This is a genomic window from Microbacterium sp. bgisy207 (genome assembly GCF_057706855.1).
The window spans coordinates 28,685-50,755 of the sequence record NZ_JBYIPB010000015.1; the positions used below are offsets into that span (position 1 = coordinate 28,685).

General features: G+C 67.4%; 22 protein-coding genes. 13 read left to right on the forward strand and 9 right to left on the reverse strand.

Annotated elements, in window-relative coordinates; genetic code table 11:
• Positions 1 to 43: 43 nt before the first annotated feature.
• The 6 genes from AC3ENO_RS13180 (at position 44) to AC3ENO_RS13205 (ending at position 4,644) form a co-directional block, all read left to right on the forward strand.
• Positions 44 to 670: a superoxide dismutase gene (locus AC3ENO_RS13180; RefSeq protein ID WP_434971057.1), complete on the forward strand. Its 627-nt coding sequence runs from the start codon at positions 44 to 46 to the stop codon at positions 668 to 670.
• Between the two features lie 152 nt (positions 671 to 822).
• On the forward strand, positions 823 to 1,833 hold the full coding sequence (gene gap / locus AC3ENO_RS13185; protein ID WP_434971058.1) for a type I glyceraldehyde-3-phosphate dehydrogenase: 1,011 nt from the start codon (positions 823 to 825) through the stop codon (positions 1,831 to 1,833).
• 23 nt (positions 1,834 to 1,856) lie between these two features.
• Entirely contained in the window at positions 1,857 to 3,074 is a 1,218-nt protein-coding gene (locus tag AC3ENO_RS13190) for a phosphoglycerate kinase (protein ID WP_434971059.1), read from the forward strand.
• The gene (gene tpiA / locus AC3ENO_RS13195; protein ID WP_434971060.1) at positions 3,062 to 3,850 is read left to right on the forward strand and encodes a triose-phosphate isomerase; all 789 of its coding nucleotides are present in this window, start codon (positions 3,062 to 3,064) and stop codon (positions 3,848 to 3,850) included. Before AC3ENO_RS13190 ends, tpiA begins: the two co-directional genes overlap by 13 nt.
• 192 nt (positions 3,851 to 4,042) lie before the next feature.
• Entirely contained in the window at positions 4,043 to 4,291 is a 249-nt protein-coding gene (gene secG, locus AC3ENO_RS13200; RefSeq protein ID WP_434971061.1) for a preprotein translocase subunit SecG, read from the forward strand.
• Positions 4,291 to 4,644 (forward strand): RNA polymerase-binding protein RbpA, encoded by a 354-nt coding sequence (locus AC3ENO_RS13205; protein WP_434971062.1) that lies wholly within the window; start codon positions 4,291 to 4,293, stop codon positions 4,642 to 4,644. The genes secG and AC3ENO_RS13205 overlap by 1 nt, the downstream gene beginning before the upstream one ends.
• A 29-nt stretch (positions 4,645 to 4,673) precedes the next feature.
• Here the strand turns inward: AC3ENO_RS13205 and pgl are convergent, their stop codons facing one another.
• Genes pgl through tkt form a run of 6 tightly spaced genes read right to left on the reverse strand, consistent with a single transcriptional unit; the run spans position 4,674 to position 12,816 of the window.
• Complete coding sequence (gene pgl / locus AC3ENO_RS13210) at positions 4,674 to 5,453, reverse strand: 6-phosphogluconolactonase (RefSeq protein ID WP_434971063.1); 780 nt, start codon at positions 5,451 to 5,453, stop codon at positions 4,674 to 4,676.
• Positions 5,446 to 6,393: a glucose-6-phosphate dehydrogenase assembly protein OpcA gene (locus AC3ENO_RS13215; RefSeq protein ID WP_434971064.1), complete on the reverse strand. Its 948-nt coding sequence runs from the start codon at positions 6,391 to 6,393 to the stop codon at positions 5,446 to 5,448. Before AC3ENO_RS13215 ends, pgl begins: the two co-directional genes overlap by 8 nt.
• On the reverse strand, positions 6,390 to 7,940 hold the full coding sequence (gene zwf, locus AC3ENO_RS13220) for a glucose-6-phosphate dehydrogenase (RefSeq protein WP_434971065.1): 1,551 nt from the start codon (positions 7,938 to 7,940) through the stop codon (positions 6,390 to 6,392). The genes AC3ENO_RS13215 and zwf overlap by 4 nt, the downstream gene beginning before the upstream one ends.
• A gap of 13 nt (positions 7,941 to 7,953) precedes the next feature.
• On the reverse strand, positions 7,954 to 9,573 hold the full coding sequence (locus tag AC3ENO_RS13225) for a glucose-6-phosphate isomerase (protein ID WP_434971066.1): 1,620 nt from the start codon (positions 9,571 to 9,573) through the stop codon (positions 7,954 to 7,956).
• Positions 9,574 to 9,580: 7 nt separating this feature from the next.
• Positions 9,581 to 10,690, reverse strand: coding sequence for a transaldolase (gene tal, locus AC3ENO_RS13230; RefSeq protein ID WP_434971067.1), 1,110 nt, complete (start codon positions 10,688 to 10,690; stop codon positions 9,581 to 9,583).
• 26 nt (positions 10,691 to 10,716) lie between these two features.
• Positions 10,717 to 12,816 (reverse strand): transketolase, encoded by a 2,100-nt coding sequence (gene tkt / locus AC3ENO_RS13235; protein WP_434971068.1) that lies wholly within the window; start codon positions 12,814 to 12,816, stop codon positions 10,717 to 10,719.
• A 240-nt stretch (positions 12,817 to 13,056) separates the two neighbouring features.
• Here tkt and AC3ENO_RS13240 point away from each other — a divergent pair, with 240 nt between their 5' ends.
• A complete protein-coding gene (locus AC3ENO_RS13240; protein ID WP_434971069.1) occupies positions 13,057 to 13,977 on the forward strand; it encodes a heme o synthase in 921 nt (306 codons plus the stop codon).
• Between the two features lie 178 nt (positions 13,978 to 14,155).
• Here the strand turns inward: AC3ENO_RS13240 and AC3ENO_RS13245 are convergent, their stop codons facing one another.
• Together AC3ENO_RS13245 and AC3ENO_RS13250 are read right to left on the reverse strand one after the other, a co-directional pair.
• Complete coding sequence (locus AC3ENO_RS13245; protein ID WP_434971070.1) at positions 14,156 to 14,602, reverse strand: hypothetical protein; 447 nt, start codon at positions 14,600 to 14,602, stop codon at positions 14,156 to 14,158.
• Between the two features lie 89 nt (positions 14,603 to 14,691).
• Positions 14,692 to 15,681 (reverse strand): COX15/CtaA family protein, encoded by a 990-nt coding sequence (locus AC3ENO_RS13250; protein ID WP_434971071.1) that lies wholly within the window; start codon positions 15,679 to 15,681, stop codon positions 14,692 to 14,694.
• Positions 15,682 to 15,921: 240 nt separating this feature from the next.
• Between AC3ENO_RS13250 and sufB the strand changes: the two genes are divergently transcribed.
• From sufB to AC3ENO_RS13280, 6 genes are all read left to right on the forward strand, one after another.
• On the forward strand, positions 15,922 to 17,340 hold the full coding sequence (gene sufB / locus AC3ENO_RS13255) for a Fe-S cluster assembly protein SufB (RefSeq protein WP_434971072.1): 1,419 nt from the start codon (positions 15,922 to 15,924) through the stop codon (positions 17,338 to 17,340).
• A 1-nt stretch (position 17,341) separates the two neighbouring features.
• Positions 17,342 to 18,532, forward strand: a complete 1,191-nt coding sequence (sufD, locus tag AC3ENO_RS13260) for a Fe-S cluster assembly protein SufD (protein WP_434971073.1) — start codon at positions 17,342 to 17,344, stop codon at positions 18,530 to 18,532.
• The gene (locus AC3ENO_RS13265) at positions 18,529 to 18,870 is read left to right on the forward strand and encodes a non-heme iron oxygenase ferredoxin subunit (RefSeq protein ID WP_434971074.1); all 342 of its coding nucleotides are present in this window, start codon (positions 18,529 to 18,531) and stop codon (positions 18,868 to 18,870) included. Before sufD ends, AC3ENO_RS13265 begins: the two co-directional genes overlap by 4 nt.
• 11 nt (positions 18,871 to 18,881) lie before the next feature.
• On the forward strand, positions 18,882 to 19,652 hold the full coding sequence (sufC, locus tag AC3ENO_RS13270; protein ID WP_434971075.1) for a Fe-S cluster assembly ATPase SufC: 771 nt from the start codon (positions 18,882 to 18,884) through the stop codon (positions 19,650 to 19,652).
• Between the two features lie 9 nt (positions 19,653 to 19,661).
• Complete coding sequence (locus tag AC3ENO_RS13275) at positions 19,662 to 19,991, forward strand: metal-sulfur cluster assembly factor (RefSeq protein ID WP_195693758.1); 330 nt, start codon at positions 19,662 to 19,664, stop codon at positions 19,989 to 19,991.
• Between the two features lie 250 nt (positions 19,992 to 20,241).
• Positions 20,242 to 21,396 carry a MalY/PatB family protein gene (locus tag AC3ENO_RS13280; protein ID WP_434971076.1) on the forward strand — a complete coding sequence of 385 codons (1,155 nt, stop codon included), beginning with the start codon at positions 20,242 to 20,244 and terminating at the stop codon, positions 21,394 to 21,396.
• A 3-nt stretch (positions 21,397 to 21,399) separates the two neighbouring features.
• Here AC3ENO_RS13280 and AC3ENO_RS13285 read toward each other — a convergent pair whose 3' ends face one another.
• On the reverse strand, positions 21,400 to 22,038 hold the full coding sequence (locus AC3ENO_RS13285; protein WP_434971077.1) for a biotin transporter BioY: 639 nt from the start codon (positions 22,036 to 22,038) through the stop codon (positions 21,400 to 21,402).
• Positions 22,039 to 22,071 lie beyond the last annotated feature (33 nt).

The window sequence follows — 22,071 nt, forward strand, 5'->3', positions numbered from 1 at the left end:
CCGGGGCTTCCCTGGCGCCGCGACGACAGGAAGAAAAGAGCGAATGGCCACCTACACCCTTCCCGACCTCCCCTACGACTACGCTGCGCTCGAGCCGCACATCAGCGCCACGATCATGCAGCTTCACCACGACAAGCACCACCAGGCGTACGTGACGGGCGCCAACACGGCTCTCGAGCAGCTCGCCGAGGCGCGGGAGACCGGCAACCTCGCGAACGTGAACAAGCTCGAGAAGGACCTCTCGTTCAACCTCGGCGGCCACACCAACCACTCGATCTTCTGGACCAACATGTCGCCCGACGGCGGCGACAAGCCCACCGGTGAGCTCGCCGCAGCGATCGACGAGTACTTCGGGTCCTTCGACGGCTTCCAGAAGCACTTCACCGCAGCGGCGCTCGGCGTGCAGGGCTCGGGCTGGGCGGCGCTGTTCTGGGACTCGATCGGGCAGCGCCTGATCATCCAGCAGATCTTCGACCAGCAGGGTCAGCTCGCTGCCGCGAGTGTCCCGCTGCTCATGCTCGACGTCTGGGAGCACGCCTACTACCTGGACTATCAGAACGTCCGCGCCGACTACGTCAAGGCCTTCTGGAACATCGTCAACTGGCAGAACGTCCAGGACCGCTTTGTCACGGCCCGTGAGAAGACGGCGGGTCTGCTGCTAGGGTCATGATCAGGTGAGGATGCCGCGGAGCCCTCGCCGACTCGGGGGCTCCGGCACCCTCATATGTCTGCTGGAACACACCACAAATGACACCCCTCTCCGGGTCGTCGATCCGGAGCTGACCCCCGGCGCTTTGGCGCGATGAGAATCAGGGAGACACCGTGTCTGTCAAGATCGGTATCAACGGCTTCGGCCGTATCGGACGTAACTACCTCCGCGCAGCGCTTGAGCAGGGCGCGGACCTCGACATCGTGGCGGTGAACGACCTCACCGACAACAAGACCCTCGCTCACCTCCTGAAGTACGACTCGGTGGGCGGGCGCCTGTCCGAAGAGGTGTCGTACACCGAGGACTCGATCACCGTCGGCGGCAAGAGCATCAAGGTCTTCGAGGAGCGCGACCCCGCGAACCTCCCCTGGGGCGAGCTGGGCGTCGACATCGTCATCGAGTCGACCGGTCGGTTCACCAAGGCCGCCGACGCCAGCAAGCACATCGCCGGCGGCGCGAAGAAGGTTCTCATCTCGGCTCCCGGCACCGACGTCGACGGCACGTTCGTCATGGGTGTCAACGACGGGGACTACGACCCGGCCACGATGCACGTCATCTCGAACGCGTCGTGCACCACGAACTGCCTCGCGCCTCTCGCGAAGGTCTTCAACGACAACTTCGGCATCGAGCGCGGCTTCATGATGACCGCTCACGCCTACACGGCAGACCAGAACCTGCAGGACGGCCCCCACGGCGACCTGCACCGTGCTCGCGCCGCCGCGCTGAACATCGTTCCGGCCGCCACCGGTGCCGCCAAGGCCATCGGCCTCGTGCTGCCCGAGCTCAACGGCAAGCTCAGCGGCTCGTCGTACCGCGTGCCGGTCCCCACCGGCTCGATCGTCGACCTCACGATCATCACGCCGACCGAGGGTCTGACCAAGGAGACCATCAACGCGGCGTACGAGAAGGCTGCGGCCGACGGCGCCCTCGCGGGATACCTGAAGTACAACACCGACGCGATCGTGTCGACCGACATCGTCCACGACCCGCACTCGTCGATCTTCGACGCCGGTCAGACCAATGTCAGCGGCAACCTCGTGAAGGTCTCGGCCTGGTACGACAACGAGTGGGGCTACTCCAACCGCCTCGTCGACCTCACCGAGCTCGTCGCCAGCAAGCTCTGAGCGCCGGCATCCGGTAGACAGACATGGCTCTGCGCACCCTCGATTCGCTGGGGTCGCTGGCCGGCAAGCGCGTCATCGCCCGTTGTGACCTCAACGTCCCCTTGCGGGACGGGGTCATCACGGACGATGGCCGCGTGCGGGCCTCCGTTCCCACGCTCAACGCCCTCATCAACCAGGGAGCGCGCCTCGTGGTGTGCTCGCACCTGGGACGCCCCGATGGGGCACCCGACCCGAAGTACAGCCTCGAGCCCGTGGCTCAGCGCCTGTCGGAGCTGCTCGGCAAGCCGGTCGCGTTCGCCCGCGACACCGTCGGCGATTCGGCGCACGACGCCGTGGCCGCCCTCGAGGACGGCGACGTCGCGGTGATCGAGAACCTCCGCTTCAACCCGGGCGAGACGGCGAAGGATGCCGAGGTCCGCGGCGCGTTCGCCCGCGAACTCGCAGCTCTCGGCGACGCTCTGGTCTCGGATGGCTTCGGTGTCGTGCACCGCAAGCAGGCGAGCGTGTACGACCTCGCCGAGATCCTGCCGTCCGCGGCGGGCTTCCTGATCGAGAAGGAGGTCGACGTCCTCGACCGCCTGACCGAGAAGCCCGAGCGGCCCTACACGGTCGTGCTCGGCGGCTCCAAGGTCAGCGACAAGCTCGGCGTCATCGAGCACCTCCTGCCGCGCGTGGACCGCATCCTCGTCGGCGGCGGCATGCTCTTCACCTTCCTGAAGGCCAAGGGCTACCAGGTCGGCAAGAGCCTCCTCGAAGAGGACCAGATCGACACCGTCACCCGCTACATGACGACAGCCCACGAGCGTGGAGTCGAGCTCGTGCTGCCGGTGGATGCCGTCATGGCTGCCTCGTTCAGTGCCGACGCCGAACACGTCGTGGCTCCGGCTGACGCTCTCGAGGAGACGCCGTTCGGCGCGACCGGCATGGGCCTGGACATCGGCCCTGACACCGCCCGCATCTTCGCCGAGGCGATCCGCGGAAGCAAGACGGTCTTCTGGAACGGGCCGATGGGCGTGTTCGAGATGCCCGCGTTCGCCGCGGGGACCAAGGCTGTCGCTCAGGCGCTGACCGAGGTGGACGGACTGAGCGTCGTCGGCGGCGGGGACTCCGCCGCCGCCGTGCGCCAGCTCGGGTTCGCCGACGACGCCTTCGGTCACATCTCGACCGGCGGCGGTGCGAGCCTCGAGTTCCTCGAGGGCAAGAAGCTCCCCGGACTGGAGGTCCTCGGATGGGAACAGTGAGAACACCGCTCATCGCCGGCAACTGGAAGATGAACCTCGACCACCTGCAGGCTGTCGCGTTCGTCCAGAAGCTGCACTGGACGCTCAAGGACGCCAAGCACGAGGACGGCTCGGTGGAGGTCGCGGTGTTCCCGCCCTTCACCGATCTGCGTACCGTCCAGACGCTCCTGGATGCCGACAAGATCCCGTTCGCCCTCGGCGCGCAGGACCTGTCGCCGAAGGACTCGGGTGCGTACACGGGCGACATCTCGGGCGCCTTCCTCGCCAAGCTCGACGCGCGATACGTCATCATCGGGCACTCGGAGCGGCGCGAGTACCACCAGGAGAGCGACGAGGTCGTGGCCAGCAAGGTGCAGGCTGCGTTGCGACACGGGCTCGTGCCGGTGATCTGCGTCGGGGAGACCGCGGAGGATCTCGAGAAGTACGGCGCCAGCGCCGTGCCCGTGGGACAGCTGCAGACCGCGCTTGCGGACGTGCCGGCGGATGCCGACATCGTGGTCGCCTACGAGCCTGTCTGGGCGATCGGATCCGGCCAGGCTGCGACACCGGAGCAGGCGCAGGAGGTCTGCGCCAAGCTCCGCGCCGTCGTCGGGGACGCACTCGGTGAGGATGCCGCCGCACGGACCCGCGTGCTCTACGGCGGGTCGGTCAAGGCGGCGAACATCGCGAGCTTCATGCGCGAGCCGGACGTTGACGGCGCACTGGTCGGCGGTGCGAGTCTCATCGTGGATGAGTTCGCGGCGATCATCCGATACCAGAAGCACGTCGGCGTCTGACGGCGTTTCGTCTCGCTGCGCTCGCTCAACGACCGGCGGTCGTCTCGCTGCGCTCGCTCAACGACCGAGACGTGGTGTCGTTCTCGGTCGTTGAGCGAGGCGCGCGCGGCGCCGAGCCGAAACGAGCGCCACCGTTTCCGTATACTGGACGATTGTGCGGCGAGACATCGTCGCGACGAAAGGTCTCACGTCTTGGCGATTCTCGAACTGGTCCTGCAGGTCATCCTGGGGCTCACGAGCCTTCTGCTCACCCTGCTCATCCTGCTTCATAAGGGGCGCGGCGGCGGCCTGTCCGACATGTTCGGTGGCGGGATGACCTCCGCACTGGGCTCCTCGGGGCTCGCAGAGCGCAACCTCAACCGATTCACGATCGTCCTGGCCCTGGTGTGGTTCGTCACCATCGTGGGCCTCGGCCTCATTACGAAGTTCCAGGTGATCTGATGGCAACCGGCGGAAACGCAATCCGAGGCACCCGCGTGGGTGCCGGCCCGATGGGTGAACAGGACCACGGCTACCACGCCGACCGCATCGCGGTCTCGTACTGGGACGCATTGGGCAACGAGACGGTTCGCTACTTCGCCGCGGGGATCCCCGACGAGGAGATCCCGGAGACGATCGATTCCCCGCATTCCGGTCTTCCCGCCGGCCGCGACAAGGACAATCCTCCGCAGATGGCCAAGACCGAGCCCTATAAGACGCACCTCGCGTACGTGAAGGAGCGTCGCACGGAAGAGGAAGCCGATGCGCTCCTGGAGGATGCGCTGAAGTCGCTTCGCGAGCGCCGCGGCCTCTAGTCCTGGGCTGACGCTGCCGCGACGGGCGGTCAGTACTCCTGGTCGATGAGTTCCGGCGGAACCTGCTCGGCGGCCTCGCGGTCCACGAAGAACACCGTGCGCCGCCGGCCCTTTGCCCCGCCGGCGGGAACACTGGTGTAGTTCGCTCCGGCAAGTGCCAGCCCGAGCGCCGCTGCCTTGTCGGGCCCCGACATCACGAGCCACACGCGCTGGGACCCGTTGATCACGGGACGCGTGAAGGTCACGCGCTCCGGCGGCGGTTTCGGCGAGTTCCGTACCGGGAGCACGGCGTGTTCCGTGTCGCGGATCTCGGGGTGGTCGGGAAACAGGGAGGCGATGTGAGCGTCCGGTCCGACCCCCAGAAAGCACATGTCGAATGACGGCCACGCCGGCCCACCGGGCTGGGCGAAACGCGCAAGTTCGTCGGCGTACACACGTGCTGCCTCATCGAGGCCGATGCCTTCGTCGCTCGCCGCAACGCTGTGGATGTTCCCAGCCGGGATGTGGAGCTGATCGAGCAGTGCTTCTCGAGCCTGCTTCTCGTTGCGTTCGTCATCGTGCCGGGGGACGAAGCGCTCGTCGCTCCACCAGAAGTGCACGTTGTCCCAGCGCAGGCCCGCGAGGCGGGGGTTCGTGGCAGCGGCCGCGAGGACCGCGACACCCATCGTGCCGCCGGTGAGCGAGACGTGAACCGCGGGCTCATCCACCTGCTTCTCAATGCGTCGCAGGAATCGGTCCGCCACATAGTCTGCCAGTGCGGTCCGGTCGGGGCTGATGAGCACCCGCTTTTCGTTCGTGATCTCAGCCATCGGTCTCCTGGGACGTTGCCGGGTCCAACAACGCCCAGCCTTCCGTGATGACTCGCCCATACAAGAGGTCTGCGTCGAGCCGGCGAAGCTCCTCGGCGAGGCACTCTCGCAGTGTGCGGCGCGGCAGGACCAGATCGTGCTGCGGCTGTCCAGGTTGCGACAACCGGGCGATGGCCGCGGATGACCGTTCCAGCACGATGTCTCCGCTGGCTCGTGTGAGCCGAACGGACTTGATGCCGTCGCTCCACTCCTGCGGCGAGAGGTAGCGCCAGTCAACCGGAACGCCGAGCGTCAGACGGAGCCAGGCCGCCAGCAGTGCGGTGGACGGTGAACTGGCGGCGCCGCGGACCTCGACTGCCGTGACGGGCTCGTAGGGCGGCTGGTCGAGCACTGCCGCGAGCTGCTCTCGCCAGTGCGTAAGCCGCGTCCAGGCGAGGTCGGTGTCACCGGGGGAGTAGCAGTCGCCGAGGTGGGCGACGCGGGTGGCTTCGAACGGGACGGTCGAGGCGTCTGTGATGCGGCGCTGCGCGATCCGACCGAGCGGGGAGTGCGACGGTGTCGCGGGAGGGTTGTCCGGCCACCACACCACGACAGGGGCATCCGGCAGGAGCAGGCCCGTCACCAGACTCTCGACGTTGGAGGTCGCATCCCCGTAGGCGCGCAGCACGACGACTTCACTGGCACCGGCATCGCCGCCGACACGGATCTCGGCATCCAGTCGGGGTTCGCCGCTCGGATCGAGCCGGAGGCTGATGACGCGCATCGGATGCTCTCGGGAGGCGTCATTGGCCGCGTCGATGCCGTCCTCGGTGCCGCCGTTGGCGGTCACGATGATGAGCGTGAGCACCCGCCCGAGCGCAACGGCGCCGCCCTCTTCGCGCACATCGATGAGCGCACGCGAAATCTTGCTGACTGTCGTGTCGGGAAGATCGACGATCATGGCCGCCTCCAGGTGCGTCCGTCGCGGGCAAGGAGTTGATCGGCCGACTTCGGTCCCCACGACCCCGGTTCGTACTGGTCCAGGGGTCCGCCCTGCTGCGCCCAGAACTCCTCGACCGGGTCGAGGATCTTCCACGACAATTCGACCTCTTCGTGGCGGGGGAACAGCGGCGGGTCGCCCAGCAACACGTCGAGGATGAGCCGCTCGTAGGCTTCCGGGCTCGCCTCGGTGAACGCGTGACCGTACCCGAAGTCCATCGTGACGTCACGCACGTGGGTGCTCGCGCCCGGCACCTTGGAACCGAAGCGGATGGTGACACCCTCGTCGGGCTGGACGCGGATGACGAGGGCGTTCTCGCCCAGGCCCGAGGTCTGCGAGCGCGTGAACAGGTGTTCGGGCGCACGTTTGAAGACCACGGCGATCTCGGTGACGCGGCGTCCGAGTCGTTTGCCCGTGCGCAGGTAGAACGGGACGCCGGCCCAGCGGCGGGTGTTGATCTCGAGCTTCAATGCGGCATACGTCTCGGTGGTCGAGTCGGGCTTCATCCCGTCCTCGTCGAGGAAGCCGGTCACATGCTCGCCGCCTTGCCATCCACCCGCATACTGCCCGCGTGCGGTGGCGAGCGAGAGGTCCTCGGGGAGTGTGACGGCCGCGAGCACCTTCTCCTTCTCGGCCCGCAGGTGGCTCGCATCGAAGCTGATCGGTTCCTCCATCGCTGTCAGCGCGAGAAGCTGCAGCAGGTGGTTCTGGATGACGTCCCTGGCCGCACCGATCCCGTCGTAGTATCCGGCGCGGCCGCCCACACCGATGTCTTCGGCCATCGTGATCTGCACGTGGTCGACGTAGTTGCGGTTCCAAATCGGCTCGAACAGTTCGTTCGCGAACCGGAGCGCGAGGATGTTCTGGACGGTCTCTTTGCCGAGATAGTGATCGATCCGGAAGATCGAGTCGGCGGGGAAGGTCGAGCGCAGTGCGTCGTTGAGTTCCCGCGCTGACGCGAGGTCGTGTCCGAACGGCTTCTCGATGACGACGCGCCGCCACCGCTCCGGCTGATCGGCGGTGTCGTCGACGAGCCCCGAGGTGCGCAACTGCCGGGCAACGACAGGGAAGTCCTTGGGCGGAATCGACAGGTAGAAGGCGTGATTGCCCATCGTGCCGCGCTCCTGGTCCAGGCGCTCGACGGTCGCGCGCAGGCGTGCGAACGCCTCGTCGTCACCGAACTCACCGGACACGAAACGGATGCCCTGCAGCAGCTGCTGCCATGTCTCCTCGCGGAAGGCGGTGCGGGCGTGCTGGCGGACCGCGTCGTGCACGACCTGCGCGAAGTCCTGGTCCTCCCAGTCACGCCGCGCGAACCCGACCAAGCCGAAGCCCGGGGGCAGCAGGCCGCGGTTGGCCAGGTCGTAGACCGCCGGCATGAGCTTCTTGCGGGAGAGGTCGCCGGTCACGCCGAAGATCACGAGGGCGCTGGGGCCGGCGATCCGATTCAGGCGTGCATCTTCGGGGTCGCGCAGCGGATTGTGCCCGCGAGTGATCTCTACTGTCATCGGGTGGGATGCCTTACTGGGCCGCTTCGAACAGGGAAAGGACCTCGACCTGAGGGTCGGTCAGGGTCAGCGTGACCACGGGACGTCCCTTCGCGGCGAGAACCTCGGCGTCGCCGGCGGCCTGCGCGGCGATCAGCTGACCGAAGGTGAACGGTCGGCCGGGGATCTCGACGTCCACGTCGGTGCGTTCCACGATCTGCAGGAAGACGCCGTTGGCGGGTCCACCCTTGTGGTACTGGCCGGTCGAGTGGAGGAAGCGCGGCCCCCACCCGAACGTCGTCGGACGTCCGGAGTCGGCGGCGACCAACTCGCGCAGCCCCTGGAGCTGCGGAATCGAGAGGCGGTCGACGTACGCCTGCACCGAGACATATCCGTCGTCGGGGAGGAGCGCCCACAGTGCGTCCATCACGCCCGCGATGGTGCCGGAGGCCGCGAGAGCGGCATCCGTGACCCGTACCTCGACGCCGTCGACCACGAAGGCCGGCGGCGTCGGCTCCGGCTGCCGCTCGAGCAGGCCGCGCGTTGCCGCCTTCGCGGATTCGACATCGGGCTGATCGAACGGGTTGATGCCGAGCATCCGCCCCGCGATCGCCGTCGCGTATTCCCATACGACGAACTGCGCGCCGAGCGACCCGCTCACCAGAATCTCACCCTGATGGTGCTCGAACAGGTGGAACTCGTTCGCCTCGTCGACCAGGCGCAGGACCTGGAGGTCGGCGGGCGCGCTTTCGAGCTCGGGCGAGACCGGCAGCATCACGACGGGAAGGATGCCGGTCCCGTCCTTGCCGGTCGACTCGGCGATCAGTTGCTCGATCCAGTCGGGAAGGCCGACGATGTGCGTGCCGTCGCTGATGAGGCCGAGCTTGTCGCGACGCGGATCTCCCCCCGCGATGGCTGCCGCCAGCACGAGCGCCGGGTTTTCCGGGCTGTCGATCGCGACCTCGAGCAGCGTGGCGTCGGCCTCCGCGAGGAGCTCCTCGATGTCCGCGCCTGCCAGCCCGGCCGGAACCAGGCCGAACGCGGTGAGCGCGGAGTAGCGCCCGCCGACGTTGGGGTCTGCGTTGAACACACGGTATCCGTCCGCTCTCGCCGACTCGTCCAGCGGCGAACCGGGATCGGTGACGACGATGATGCGCTCGGCCGGGTCGATGCCGAGATCCCGGAACGCAGCCTCGAAGGCGCGCTTGACAGAGTCGGTCTCCACCGTCGATCCCGACTTCGACGACACGACGAGGACGGTGCGCTCAAGCCCACCGGCCTCGGGATCGCCGTCGAGCGCGGCGAGCACCTGTCCCGGCGCCGTCGAATCGAGGATGACCAGCGGAACACCCGCCGTCTGCGCGATGACCTCGGGGGCGAGCGAGGAACCCCCCATCCCCGCGAGCACGACGCGCGTCAGACCCTGCGCGAGGAGCTCGTCGCGCAGCGCGAGGATCTGCGGAATGAGCGGTCGCGAGACCGTTACTGCGTCCAGCCACCCGAGACGTCGCGAGGCTTCGGGCTCGGCATCCGGTCCCCACAGCGAACTGTCACCCGCGGTCACGCCCGACGCCACGAGGTCGCCGGTCAGGCTCGGCAGGGTCGCCTCGACGACCGACTTGACGTGTCCTGTCAGGTGGATGTCGAACGCCATCTCCGGCTCAGACGTTCGCGTTGTCGAGGGCCGTGGTGACGGTCGCCTGCAACTCGTGCCACGAGGTGATGAACTTCTCCACACCCTCGTCCTCGAGAACCTGCGTCACGTCGGCGAAGTCGATGCCCACCGATGCGAGACCGTCGAACACGGCGTGCGCGTCGGCGTAGTTGCCGGTGACGGTGTCACCGGTGACATCGGCGTGGTCGAACGTCGCCTCGAGGGTCTTCTCGGGCATCGTGTTGACCGTGCCGCGTGCGACGAGCTCGGTGACGTAGAGCGTGTCGGGAAGCGACGGGTCCTTGACACCGGTGGAGGCCCACAGGGGGCGCTGCACGGTGGCGCCGGCAGCGACGAGCGCCTTCGCGCGGTCGGTCGCGAACTCCTTCTCGAACAGCTCGAAGGCCAGACGCGCATTGGCGATGCCCGCGCGGGACTTCAGCGCCGTCGCGGCATCCGAGCCGATCGCCGACAGCCGCTTGTCCACTTCGGTGTCGACGCGCGAAACGAAGAACGACGCGACCGAGTGGATGGTGCTGATGTCGTGACCGGCGGCCTTGGCCTGCTCGATGCCCGTGAGGTACGCGTCGATGACCGCGGCGTAGCGCTCGAGGCTGAAGATGAGCGTGACGTTGACCGAGATCCCCGACCCGATCACTTCGGTGATCGCCGGCAGACCGGCCTTGGTCGCGGGGATCTTGATGAGCGTGTTCGGCCGGTCGACGGTCTTCCACAGCTCCTTGGCCTGCGCGATCGTCGCCTCGGTGTCGTGGGCGAGCTCGGGGGAGACCTCGATCGACACGCGGCCGTCCACACCGCCGGTGGCGTCGTAGACGGGACGGAAGATGTCGGCGGCGTCGCGCACGTCGGTCGTCGTGATCGCGAAGATCGACGTCTCGGTGTCGGCTCCCTGCGACTTCAGGTCACGGATGGTCTGGTCGTAGGCGGTGCCCTTCGCAAGGGCCCCGGCGAAGATCGTCGGGTTCGTGGTCACGCCCGTGACGTTGCGGTCGACGATGAGCGCGGCGAGGTTGCCGGAGCTGATGCGCTCCCGCGACAGATCGTCGAGCCAGATGCTGACGCCCTCGGCGACGAGCTTCTCAGTAGGGGTGGTCATGGCTTCTCCTTCGTGTGCCCCGCGGCTCAGGCGCCCGCGGCGGCGATCGTCTCGTGGGCGGCGTTCACGACCGCGTCGGTCGTGATTCCGAACTTCTGGAACAGAGTCTTGTAGTCGGCGGAGGCGCCGAAGTGCTCGATCGACACCGACCGTCCGGCGTCGCCGACGATGTCGCGCCACGGCATCGCGAGCCCTGCCTCGACAGACACGCGAGCCTTCACGGATGCCGGCAGCACGCTCTCGCGGTAGGCCTCGTCCTGCTCGGCGAACCACTCGAGAGAGGGCGCCGAGACCACGCGAGCACCGATGCCCTTCTCGGCGAGCTGCTCACGAGCGGCCACGGCCAGCTGCACCTCGGACCCGCTCGCGATCAGGATCACGTCGACCGTGCCCGTCGGCGACTCAGCCAGCACGTACGCACCCTTGGCTGCGAGGTCGGCCGAGGCGAACTCGTCGCCCGACGCTTCGCCGGTGCCGCGCGGGAACGTGGGGACGTTCTGACGTGTGAGCGCGATCCCCGCCGGTCCCTCGTGTCGACGCACGAGCTCGAGCCAGACCGCCGCGGTCTCGTTCGCGTCAGCGGGCCGGACCACGGCGAAGTTCGGGATGGCACGCAGAGCCGCAAGCTGCTCGATCGGCTGGTGAGTCGGGCCGTCCTCACCGAGCGCGACCGAATCGTGCGTCCACACGAACAGCGTCGGAATGTTCATCAGTGCGGCCAGGCGCACGGGGGGACGCATGTAGTCGCTGAAGATCAGGAAGGTGCCACCGAAGGGGCGGGTGGGTCCGTGCAGCACGATGCCGTTGAGGATCGATCCCATCGCGTGCTCGCGGATACCGAAGTGCAGCACGCGACCATACGGCGAGCCGCTCCACTCGTGCGTGGACCACTCCTCGGGAATGAACGACGCAGCACCCTTGATGGTGGTGAGGTTCGACTCGGCGAGATCAGCCGACCCGCCCCACAGCTCGGGGAGCCGGGCGGCCAGCGCGTTGATGACCTGACCGGATGCTGCGCGGGTGGAAACATCCTTGCCCGCCTCGAACGTCGGAAGCGCGTCGGCGATGTCCGCCGGCAGCTCGCGTGCCTGCAGCCGATCCCACAGCGCCTTGCGCTCGGGGTTGGCCTGGGCCCACGCGTCGAACTTCTCCTGCCAGGCAGCCTTCTCGGCCTCACCCCGCTCCACGAGCGATCGGGTGTGGGCGATGACGTCGTCGGGCACCTCGAACGTCTTGTCGGGATCCCAGCCGAGAACCTTCTTGGTCGCGGCGAGTTCCTCGCCACCGAGGGCGGCGCCGTGGATCTTCCCACTGTTCTGCTTGCCGGGGGAGGGCCAGCCGATGATCGTCTTGAGGATGATGAGCGAGGGCTTGTCGGTGACGCCCTTGGCCTTCTCGATGGCGTCGTAGAGCGCGTGGACGTCCTCGACGTACTCGCCGGTCTTCTTCCAGTCGACGGTCTGCACGTGCCAGTCGTAGGCCTCGTAGCGGCGCGCAACGTCCTCGGTGAGAGCGACGTTCGTGTCGTCCTCGATCGAGATCTGGTTCGAGTCGTAGATCACGACGAGGTTGCCGAGCTTCTGGTGGCCGGCCAGCGACGACGCCTCGCTGGTGACGCCTTCTTCGATGTCGCCGTCGGAGGCGATGACGTAGATGAAGTGATCGAACGGCGACTCACCCTCGGCTGCCTCGGGATCGAAGAGACCCCGCTCGTAGCGAGCGGCGTAGGCGAAACCGACGGACGAGGCGAGCCCCTGGCCGAGCGGGCCCGTCGTGATCTCCACGCCCTTCGTGTGTCCGTACTCGGGGTGACCGGGGGTCAGCGATCCCCAGGTGCGCAGGCTCTTGAGGTCATCGAGCTCGAGACCGAATCCGCCCAGGTACAGCTGGATGTACTGCGTGAGCGAGGAGTGGCCGCACGACAGGATGAAGCGGTCGCGTCCGGGCCAATGCGTGTCGGCCGGGTCGTGCTTCATGACCCGCTGATACAGCAGATAGGCCGCGGGGGCGAGGCTCATCGCCGTCCCGGGGTGACCGTTGCCGACCTTCTCCACGGCATCCGCCGCAAGAACGCGCACGGTGTCCACCGCGCGCTTGTCGATCTCTTCCCAACGCAGTTCCGTCACCGGATTGCCTTCCGTTCGAGAGGGGGTGCGCCCTGAGACCACCGGTCCGCAGACCGCGTCACCACGGGAAGAGCAGCCGGCGCAGAGCGCGCGTGTGGTCTCAGCATAGCGATTCCGCTTCGTTCGGGGGGGCCGTGTTTCGACGCGCGCGTGGCGCGTCGGGGGCAGGCCTCGGACGACGCTCTCCACGGCGATGCCATAGACTGGAGACTCCCGGTGTGACGGCCGATAGTGAGGGCAATGGACATTTCCACGACGACGCGTGCGCCGATCGCACCCGCATCGTTCGGCCGCACGATCCGCGCCTATGTCGCCCTGACCAAGCCGCGCGTGCTGGAGCTGCTGCTGGTCACGACGGTGCCCGTCATGATCCTCGCCCAGCAGGGTTTTCCGCCGCTGTGGCTGGTCGTTGCCACCGTGATCGGCGGATCGGCCAGCGCAGGGTCGGCGGCAGCGTTCAACATGTATCTGGACCGTGACATCGATGCGCACATGCAGCGCACCGAGAACCGCCCCCTCGTGACGGGGGAGGTGTCGCCCCGCGGCGCGTTGATCTTCGCGTGGACTCTCGCGGTCGGCTCGACCCTGTGGTTGGGCGTGACCACCAACTGGCTCGCAGCAGCGCTGTCGGCGGGTGCCATCTTCTTCTACGTCGTCATCTACACGATGATCCTCAAGCGCCGCACCGAGCAGAACATCGTCTGGGGCGGAATCGCCGGCTGCTTCCCCGTGCTGATCGGCTGGAGCGCCGTCACCGGGTCCCTCGCCTGGCCGGCGCTCATCCTGTTCTTGCTCGTGTTCCTGTGGACGCCGCCGCACTACTGGCCGCTGTCGATGAAGTACCGCGACCAGTACGACGAAGTCGATGTCCCGATGCTCGGCGCCACTCGGTCCGGTTCCCAGGTCGGCCTGCAGGTGATCCTCTACGCATGGGCGACGGTGGTGACCTCGCTCCTGTTGATTCCCGTGGCGTCGATGGGTCTGGTCTACACGGCGTCAGCGCTGGTGTTCGGCGGTTGGTTCATCTACGAATCGCATGTCCTCTATTCCCGCGCCGTGCGGGGCACCGAGCCGCGGCCGATGCGCGTCTTCCACGCATCCATCACTTACCTGACGCTCCTGTTCGTCGCCATCGCGGTCGACCCGCTGCTGCCCTTCTAGGGCGGTGGCCGCCGCCTCGGGCGATGTCCTGGCCTCCCTGACGTCCTGGCCCCCCCTGAGGTGACGCGGCGTGGCCGCTGCCGTCAACCAGAACCGCCGGCGCAAAGACGCAGCCTCGCGCACGAGACACCGGGGTGCTCGGCGCGAGGCTGCGTCCTCGCGGATCAGACGCTGGCGCTCAGCGCTGTTCGGGTGTGTCCGATGCGGGTGCATCCGTCGCCGAGGCCGCCTCGGCGGCAGCAGCGGGAGGGGCGGCATCCGTCGTCGAGGTCTCGACATCGGCGTCCTCGAACACTGGTGCGTCATGAGTGCTGGGCGCCGCTTCGACAACGACGGCCTCGTCCACGACAGTTGCGGCGGCCACCGGATCCGGGAGCGCGGAGCGTAGGGCCGCGAGGGTCAGCACGAGCAGCAGGCCGACGATACCGGCGCCGACGAACACGCCGCCGAATCCGATCCAGGCCGGGTTGACGTACACCTGCTCGTAGGTCGCCGTTTCGTCGGACAGTGTCGCGCTCATTTCGGCGATCTTGCTGAGCACGATCCACAGCCCGAGGCCGATGCTTGCGAGGGACGCGAGGACGAGCACCCAGAAGGGGAGGCTTCGGGCGAGGCGGTTAGTCATAGAGGTACTCCTGCGAGGGGATGGGATGTGTCGATCCGACGTGGTCGGCCCGACAAGTCTGGTCCCTCGGTGCCTGCGCTGTCGATGCGTCAGCTATGGATCGCCTGTGCGCCGACGGATTCCGCGGGGAGCGCCGCCGAGGCGACCGACTGACGCAGATTGAGCACGAGAGCCGTCATCGCCGCCGCGAGCAGAGCCGCCAGTACCATATGGATCCCCACCGCGAGCGGTGGCAGGCCGTTGCGTGCTTGGAAGAGTCCCACGGCGATCTGAAGCACCTCGACACCGAGAACGGCCTGCGTCCACGCCATGACACGCGGCAATTCCTGGCGCCGCCGGTACGCGAACACGAGGAGCACGAGCGTCATCGCGAAGAGGGCGTAGGACGGCCACGCATGGATGTGCTCGAGCAGCTCGGCATCGAAGCCGTTGCGTCCGGCATCCGCGTCGCCCGAGTGGGGACCGGCGCCCGTGGTCAGGATGCCGAAACCGATGGTGATGGCGAGCACGACCGTGGCGGCGTGTACCCACAGCGCGTGCGCCCGCGTCACGACTCGAACGCGCGGTCCGCCCGGTGTGCGCATGAGCACCAGGAATGCGGCACACACCGCGACCAGCACCACCGACGCGACGTAGTGGAATCCGACGATGAACGGGTTCAGACCAGTCAGGACCGTGATGCCGCCGACGATCGCCTGGGCGATCACGCCGAGCACGACCACGACGGCCAGGGCGAAGAGGTCACGGCGCTCGCGCCGCATACGCACCACGAAGACCAGCACGATGAGCGCGAGGATGCCGACGAGTCCGGTCAGGGTTCGGTTGCCGAACTCGATGATTCCGTGGATCCCCATCTCTGGGGTGGACACGAGAGAATCCGCCGTGCAGGTGGGCCAGGTTGGGCATCCCAGGCCGGACGCGGTCAGTCGTACCGCACCGCCGGTGCCGATGATCAGCACTTCGGCGAGGAACGAGAGCCACGCCGCGACGCGGACGCGCCGATCGACGCGGTCGGGAAGCCACGCCCAGAACCTCCCGAGCACGGAGATGGGGGCGGGGGTCGGGGACGGTGCGGACACGCTGTTCACTCCTGGGGTCGCCCGGTGGGGCGTGGCGCTCTCGGCCCGGGGCCGGGTCGATGCCTGTAGACTCAAAGGGTCTGATTCCGCGGAGAAAAGCCGCAGGATCATCACCAGTCTAGGCGCGAGAATTCGCCGAAGACGTGAAAGGGCCCGTAAGCGACATCCCCTCCGGTGCTCCGCCGGGGGCGACGGATGTCGGTGCGGATGACACCGCAATGGCCGCGAAGGAGAATACCGATGTCCGATGTGCTGATCGAGCGTCCCGAACTCGAAAGCCTGGGAGTCTACGAGTTCGGCTGGCACGACACCGACGCCGCCGGCGCGGTGGCCCAGCGCGGAATCAACGAGGACGTGGTCCGGGGGATCTCGTCGCTCAAGTCCGAGCCCGAGTGGATGCTGAAGACCCGGCTCAAGGGCCTGCAGCTGTTCGGCCGCAAACCCATGCCCACGTGGGGTGCTGACCTCAGCGCGATCGATTTCGACAACATCAAGTACTTCGTGCGCTCCACCGAGAAGCAGGCGCAGACCTGGGAAGACCTTCCCGAAGAGATCCGGAACACCTACGAGCGTCTCGGCATCCCCGAGGCGGAGCGCCAGCGCCTGGTCGCCGGCGTCGCGGCGCAGTATGAGTCCGAGGTCGTCTACCACCAGATCCGTGAGGACCTCGAGGCGCAGGGTGTCATCTTCATGGACACCGACACCGCGCTGCGTGAGCACCCCGAGTTTTTCGAGGAGTACTTCGGCACCGTCATCCCCGCCGGTGACAACAAGTTCGCGGCCCTGAACACCGCCGTGTGGTCGGGAGGTTCGTTCGTCTACGTCCCACCGGGCGTGCACGTCGAGATTCCGCTGCAGGCCTACTTCCGGATCAACACCGAGAACATGGGCCAGTTCGAGCGGACGCTGATCATCGCCGATGAGGGCTCCTACGTCCACTACATCGAGGGCTGCACGGCTCCGATCTACAAGAGCGACTCGCTGCACTCGGCCGTCGTCGAGATCATCGTGAAGAAGAACGCGCGCGTGCGCTACACGACGATCCAGAACTGGTCGAACAACGTCTACAACCTGGTCACCAAGCGGGCGGTCGCGCACGAGGGTGCCACCATGGAGTGGATCGACGGGAACATCGGTTCCAAGGTCACGATGAAATACCCCTCCGTGTTCCTCATGGGGGAGCACGCGAAGGGTGAGACGCTCTCGGTCGCCTTCGCCGGTCCCGGGCAGCACCAGGATGCCGGCGCGAAGATGATCCACATGGCGCCGTATACGACATCCTCGATCGTGTCGAAGTCGATCGCCCGTGGCGGCGGACGTGCCGGCTACCGGGGAGAGGTCCGCGTCGATCCGAATGCGCATCACTCGGCCAACACCGTGCGCTGTGATGCGCTGTTGGTCGACACGATCTCGCGGTCCGACACCTACCCCGCGATCGACATCCGAGTCGACGATGTGCAGCTGGGGCACGAAGCCACGGTCTCGCGGGTCAGCGAGGAGCAGCTCTTCTATCTGCAGTCGCGCGGCCTTCCCGAAGACGAGGCGATGGCCATGATCGTGCGCGGATTCATCGAGCCGATCGCACGTGAACTGCCGATGGAGTACGCGCTGGAGCTGAACAAGCTCATCGAGATGAGCATGGAAGGCAGCGTCGGCTGAGATGACGACAACAACACAGGCGCCGGCGACGGTGCCCGGATCCACCGCGCACACCGACGGGGGATGGGGCGTCGTCCCCGTTCAGACCCGTTCGGAACGTCCGCGGTCGTATGACCCCGCCGAGTTCGGCGCCCCGACGGGGCGCGAGGTCAACTGGAAGCACAGCCCGATCGCGCGGATCGCGCCGCTGTTCGCGGACGAGCCCGGCGACGAGGGGGCCGTGGGGATCACCATCACCGGGCCGCTCGCTGCGTCGGGGCTGGGCATCGCAGACGCGCCGCGCGGGGAGGCATTCGTCCCCGAGGACCTGCCGAGCGCGATCGCCTGGCAGCGCTCGGCGCAGGCGCTGTACCTCAAGGTCCCGGCGGATGCGGAACTCGACGAGACGGTCGAAGTCGTCTTCACGGGGGCAGGTGCCTCGTTGCGTGCCCACTCTCACGTGGTGATCGAGGCCGCGTCCCATTCGCGAGCGACGATCGTCCTGCGGCACGAAGGCTCGGCGCAGTTCGCTCAGAACGTCGAGATCATCGTCCGCGACGGCGCGAACCTGACAGTCGTCTCGCTCCAGCGATGGGACGATGACGCGGTCCACGTCGCCTCCCACCAGGCTGTCGTGGAACGTGATGCCACCCTCCGCCACACCGTGGTGAGCCTCGGCGGCGCCGTCGTGCGGGTCAACCCTTCTGTCGACCTCGCCGGCGCCGGCTCGGAGGGCAAGGTCTACGGCCTGTCGTTCGCTGACGCCGGTCAGCACCTGGAGAGCCAGGTGTTCGTGCATCACCGCGGTGCGCAGACGACAGCCGACGTGCTCTACAAGGGCGCCCTGCAGGGCTCGAGCGCGCGCAGCGTCTGGGTCGGCGACGTTCTGATCGGACGTGACGCCGTCGGAACGGACTCCTACGAAGCCAACCGCAACCTCGTGCTCACCGATGGCGCCCGCGCGGACTCGATCCCCAACCTGGAGATCGAAACCGGCGACATCCAGGGTGCCGGCCACGCCAGCGCGACGGGCCGTTTCGACGACGAGCAGCTGTTCTACCTGCAGGCGCGCGGAATCCCCGAGGACGAAGCCCGCAGACTCGTCGTGATCGGCTTCCTCAGCGACATCATCCAACGCCTGGGCATCCCCGAGCTCGAGGCAGAACTGACCGCGGCGGTCACCGCCGAACTCGAACAGGAGGCGGCTGCGTGAGCGCCACTCGCGTGTGCTCGCTGAGCGAGCTCGAACAGGATGCTGCCAAGCGCGTCGTGATCGACGGCATCCCGATCGCCGTCGTGAAGGACTCCAATGGCGACGTGCACGCGATCGGTGACACGTGCACGCACGGCGACATTTCGCTGTCCGATGGCTTCGTCGAAGGCGACACGCTCGAGTGCTGGGCTCACGGCTCGGCGTTCTCGTTGCTGACCGGTCGCCCCCTGAACCTTCCCGCGTACGAGCCGGTGCCGGTGTACGAGGTCACGATCGAGGGCGATGACGTCCTCATCGACCCCGCCGTCACCAAGGCCGTCACCACAGACATCCACTGAAAAGGAACCCCATGGCTGTTCTCGAGATCCGCGACCTGCACGTCACGGTCAACACGGATGCCGGCGAGACCGAGATCCTCAACGGAATGACCCTCACGATCCGCACGGGGCAGACCCACGCGATCATGGGGCCCAACGGCTCCGGCAAGTCGACCCTTGCGTACACGATCGCCGGTCACCCCAAGTACACCGTCACGAGCGGCTCGATCACTCTCGACGGCGAAGACGTCCTGGAGATGTCGGTGGACGAACGTGCCCGCGCGGGCCTGTTCCTTGCGATGCAGTATCCGGTCGAGATCCCGGGTGTCACCGTCACGAACTTCCTCCGCACGGCCAAGTCGGCGATCGACGGGCAGGCGCCCTCGATCCGCACCTGGACCAAGGACGTCAAGAAAGCGATGGCGGATCTGCGCATGGACGAGAAGTTCGCGCAGCGCAACGTCAATGAAGGCTTCTCCGGCGGGGAGAAGAAGCGCCACGAGATCCTGCAGCTCGAGTTGCTGAAGCCGAAGATCGCCGTGCTCGACGAGACCGATTCGGGCCTGGACGTCGACGCTCTCAAGGTCGTCTCCGAAGGTGTCAACCGCGCTAAGGCCGAGACGGACATGGGCGTGCTGCTGATCACGCACTACACCCGCATCCTCCGCTACATCCACCCCGATTTCGTGCACGTCGTGGTCGGCGGCCGCATCGTCGAGGAGGGGGGTCCCGAGCTTGCGGACCGGCTCGAATCCGAAGGATATGACCGCTACCTCGAGCCCGCTGCCGGATCCGATGCATAGGATCGAGACATGACCGCGACTCTCAGCCCTGAGAAGTTCGACGAGGTCACCGAGGCTCTCAAAGACGTCATGGATCCCGAACTCGGGATCAACGTCGTCGACCTGGGTCTGATCTACGACCTCAGTTGGGATGACGAAAACGACGCCCTCGTCATCCACATGACGCTGACCTCGGCCGGCTGTCCGCTTACCGACGTGCTCGAAGAGCAGACCGCACAGGCGCTCGACGACGTCGTGGAGCGGTTCCGCATCAACTGGGTCTGGATGCCGCCGTGGGGTCCCGAGCGGATCACCGACGACGGGCGGGACATGATGCGCGCCCTTGGCTTCGCCATCTGACGTCCGCTGACGCAGCGGTCTGCCTCGGCACACGAAGCTTCGGCTTCCGGCCGCGGGGTGACGCTGCGCGGTGGTGCCGGCCGCGGGGACATGCCCTCGCGGGCTCCGCCTGCTCCCGCCAGGCCCGGTGCCAGCCCCGCGGCCGGCACCACCGCTCCGCTCCGTTCGTGGGATGCGGATAACTCGCGGGCGATCTTGAGGAGTTGTCGACGTGCAGGGCGTGACGGAGGCGCGGCGCTAGGCTCGAAGGATGAGCGTGAGCCCTCTCCAGGCGTTGCCGATCGAACGACTGCGTGAACGGACGAGCACGAAGTGGCGTGCGTATCCGGCGGATGTGCTGCCGCTGTTCGTCGCGGAAACGGACTTCCCGCTTGCACCGGCCATCACCCGACGGCTGGGCGAGGCGATCGAGATCGGCGACACGGGCTACACCCCGCCGGACTCCGGTATCCGTGATGCGTACGCGAGCTTTGCTCGCCGACGCTACGGATGGGATGTCGATCCCGCGCACATCCGGTCCACCGGGGACGTGGTCATGGGACTCGTCGAGATCCTGCGGGCGACGATCACGCCCGGTGATCGTGTCGTCATCACGCCGCCGGTGTACCCGCCGTTCTACGACCTCATCCCCGAGGTCGGGGGAGTGGTCGAGACCGTGCCGCTCATCGCGGACGCCGGGTACACGCTCGATCTCCCCGGCATCGAGGGCGCGCTCGCTCGCGGCGCGCGAGCCGTGCTCCTGTGCAACCCGCACAACCCGACCGGTACGGTCCATTCCCGCGACGTGCTCGCGGACCTTGCGGATCTCGCGGCGCGCTTCGGCGCGATCGTCGTCAGCGACGAGATCCATGCTCCGCTCGTTCATGCGCCGGCGCGGTTCACCCCGTTCCTGACTGCCTCGCCGACCGCGGCATCCGTCGGATACGCCGTCGCCAGCGCGAGCAAGGCGTTCAACCTCGCAGGCCTCAAGTGCGCGCTGATGCTGACCGCTGCCGACCAGACCCGCCGCGTCGTGCAGGGTCTTCCCCAAGAGGTCGAGTGGCGCACGGGTCACTTCGGTTCGCTGGCGGGTATCGCAGCGTTCGCCCCCGAGAGCGATCCGTGGCTGGACGCCCTCCTCGCCGCGCTGGACGAGAACCGCCGTCTGCTCGCCGACCTCCTCGCGGAGCACCTTCCGGGGGCGCGCTACGCCATTCCGGATGCCGGGTACCTTGCGTGGATCGACCTCTCCGAGCTTGCATGGGGCGATGACCCCGCCGAGCGGATCCTTGCTCAGGCGCGGGTCGCCCTCCACCACGGGCCGGCGTTCGGTGAGCAGGGGCGAGGGTTCGTGCGACTGAACTTCGGATGCTCTCCCGAGGTGCTCCGCGACGCGGTCGAGCGAATGGGCGCGATCGCGCGCTGAGGCTCAGCCCTTCTTGGCGGCGTCGATCCGCCGCACCAGCGCCCAAGCCCCGGGGATGAGCAGCGCGGCGAAGCCCGCCTTGATGAGGCCGGGGACGATGAAGGGCCACAGCCCGGCATCCAGAACGCCTTCCGGCGAAATCTGCTGACCCATGACGCTCGAGAGGATGAACGCCATGTACGGGACGCCGATCAGGAAGGGGATGATGCTCGCGGTCACGAATCCCGCGAACGCGAGGAGGGGCTTGCGGTCCCACGCGCGCTCGGCGAACCAGCCCGCGACGAACGCCGCCGGAATGAAACCCAGGATGAAGCCGAAGGACGGCGCAAGCAGGTAGGCGGGACCGGCGATGGGTCCGGCGAAGACCGGGAGCCCCAAGAGGCCGACGAACATGTAGGTCGTCATGGCGGCCGCGCCCCGGGCTGAGCCCAGAGCGGCCCCGACGAGGATGACGCCAAGGGTCTGACCCGTGATCGGGATGGGGCCGATGAAGAACGAGACCTTGGCGAGCAGCGCCACGACGGCAACGCCGGCCAGGACCAGTCCGGTGTCGATCGCCAGCGCGCGGGTGCGCGAGGTTGGACGAGCAATGACATCGGCGAGAACTCGGATTCTCGGCGTCGGCGCTGCAGCAGTCGTCATGGTGCTCCTTGGTCGTCGGATCCAGGCGGCGAA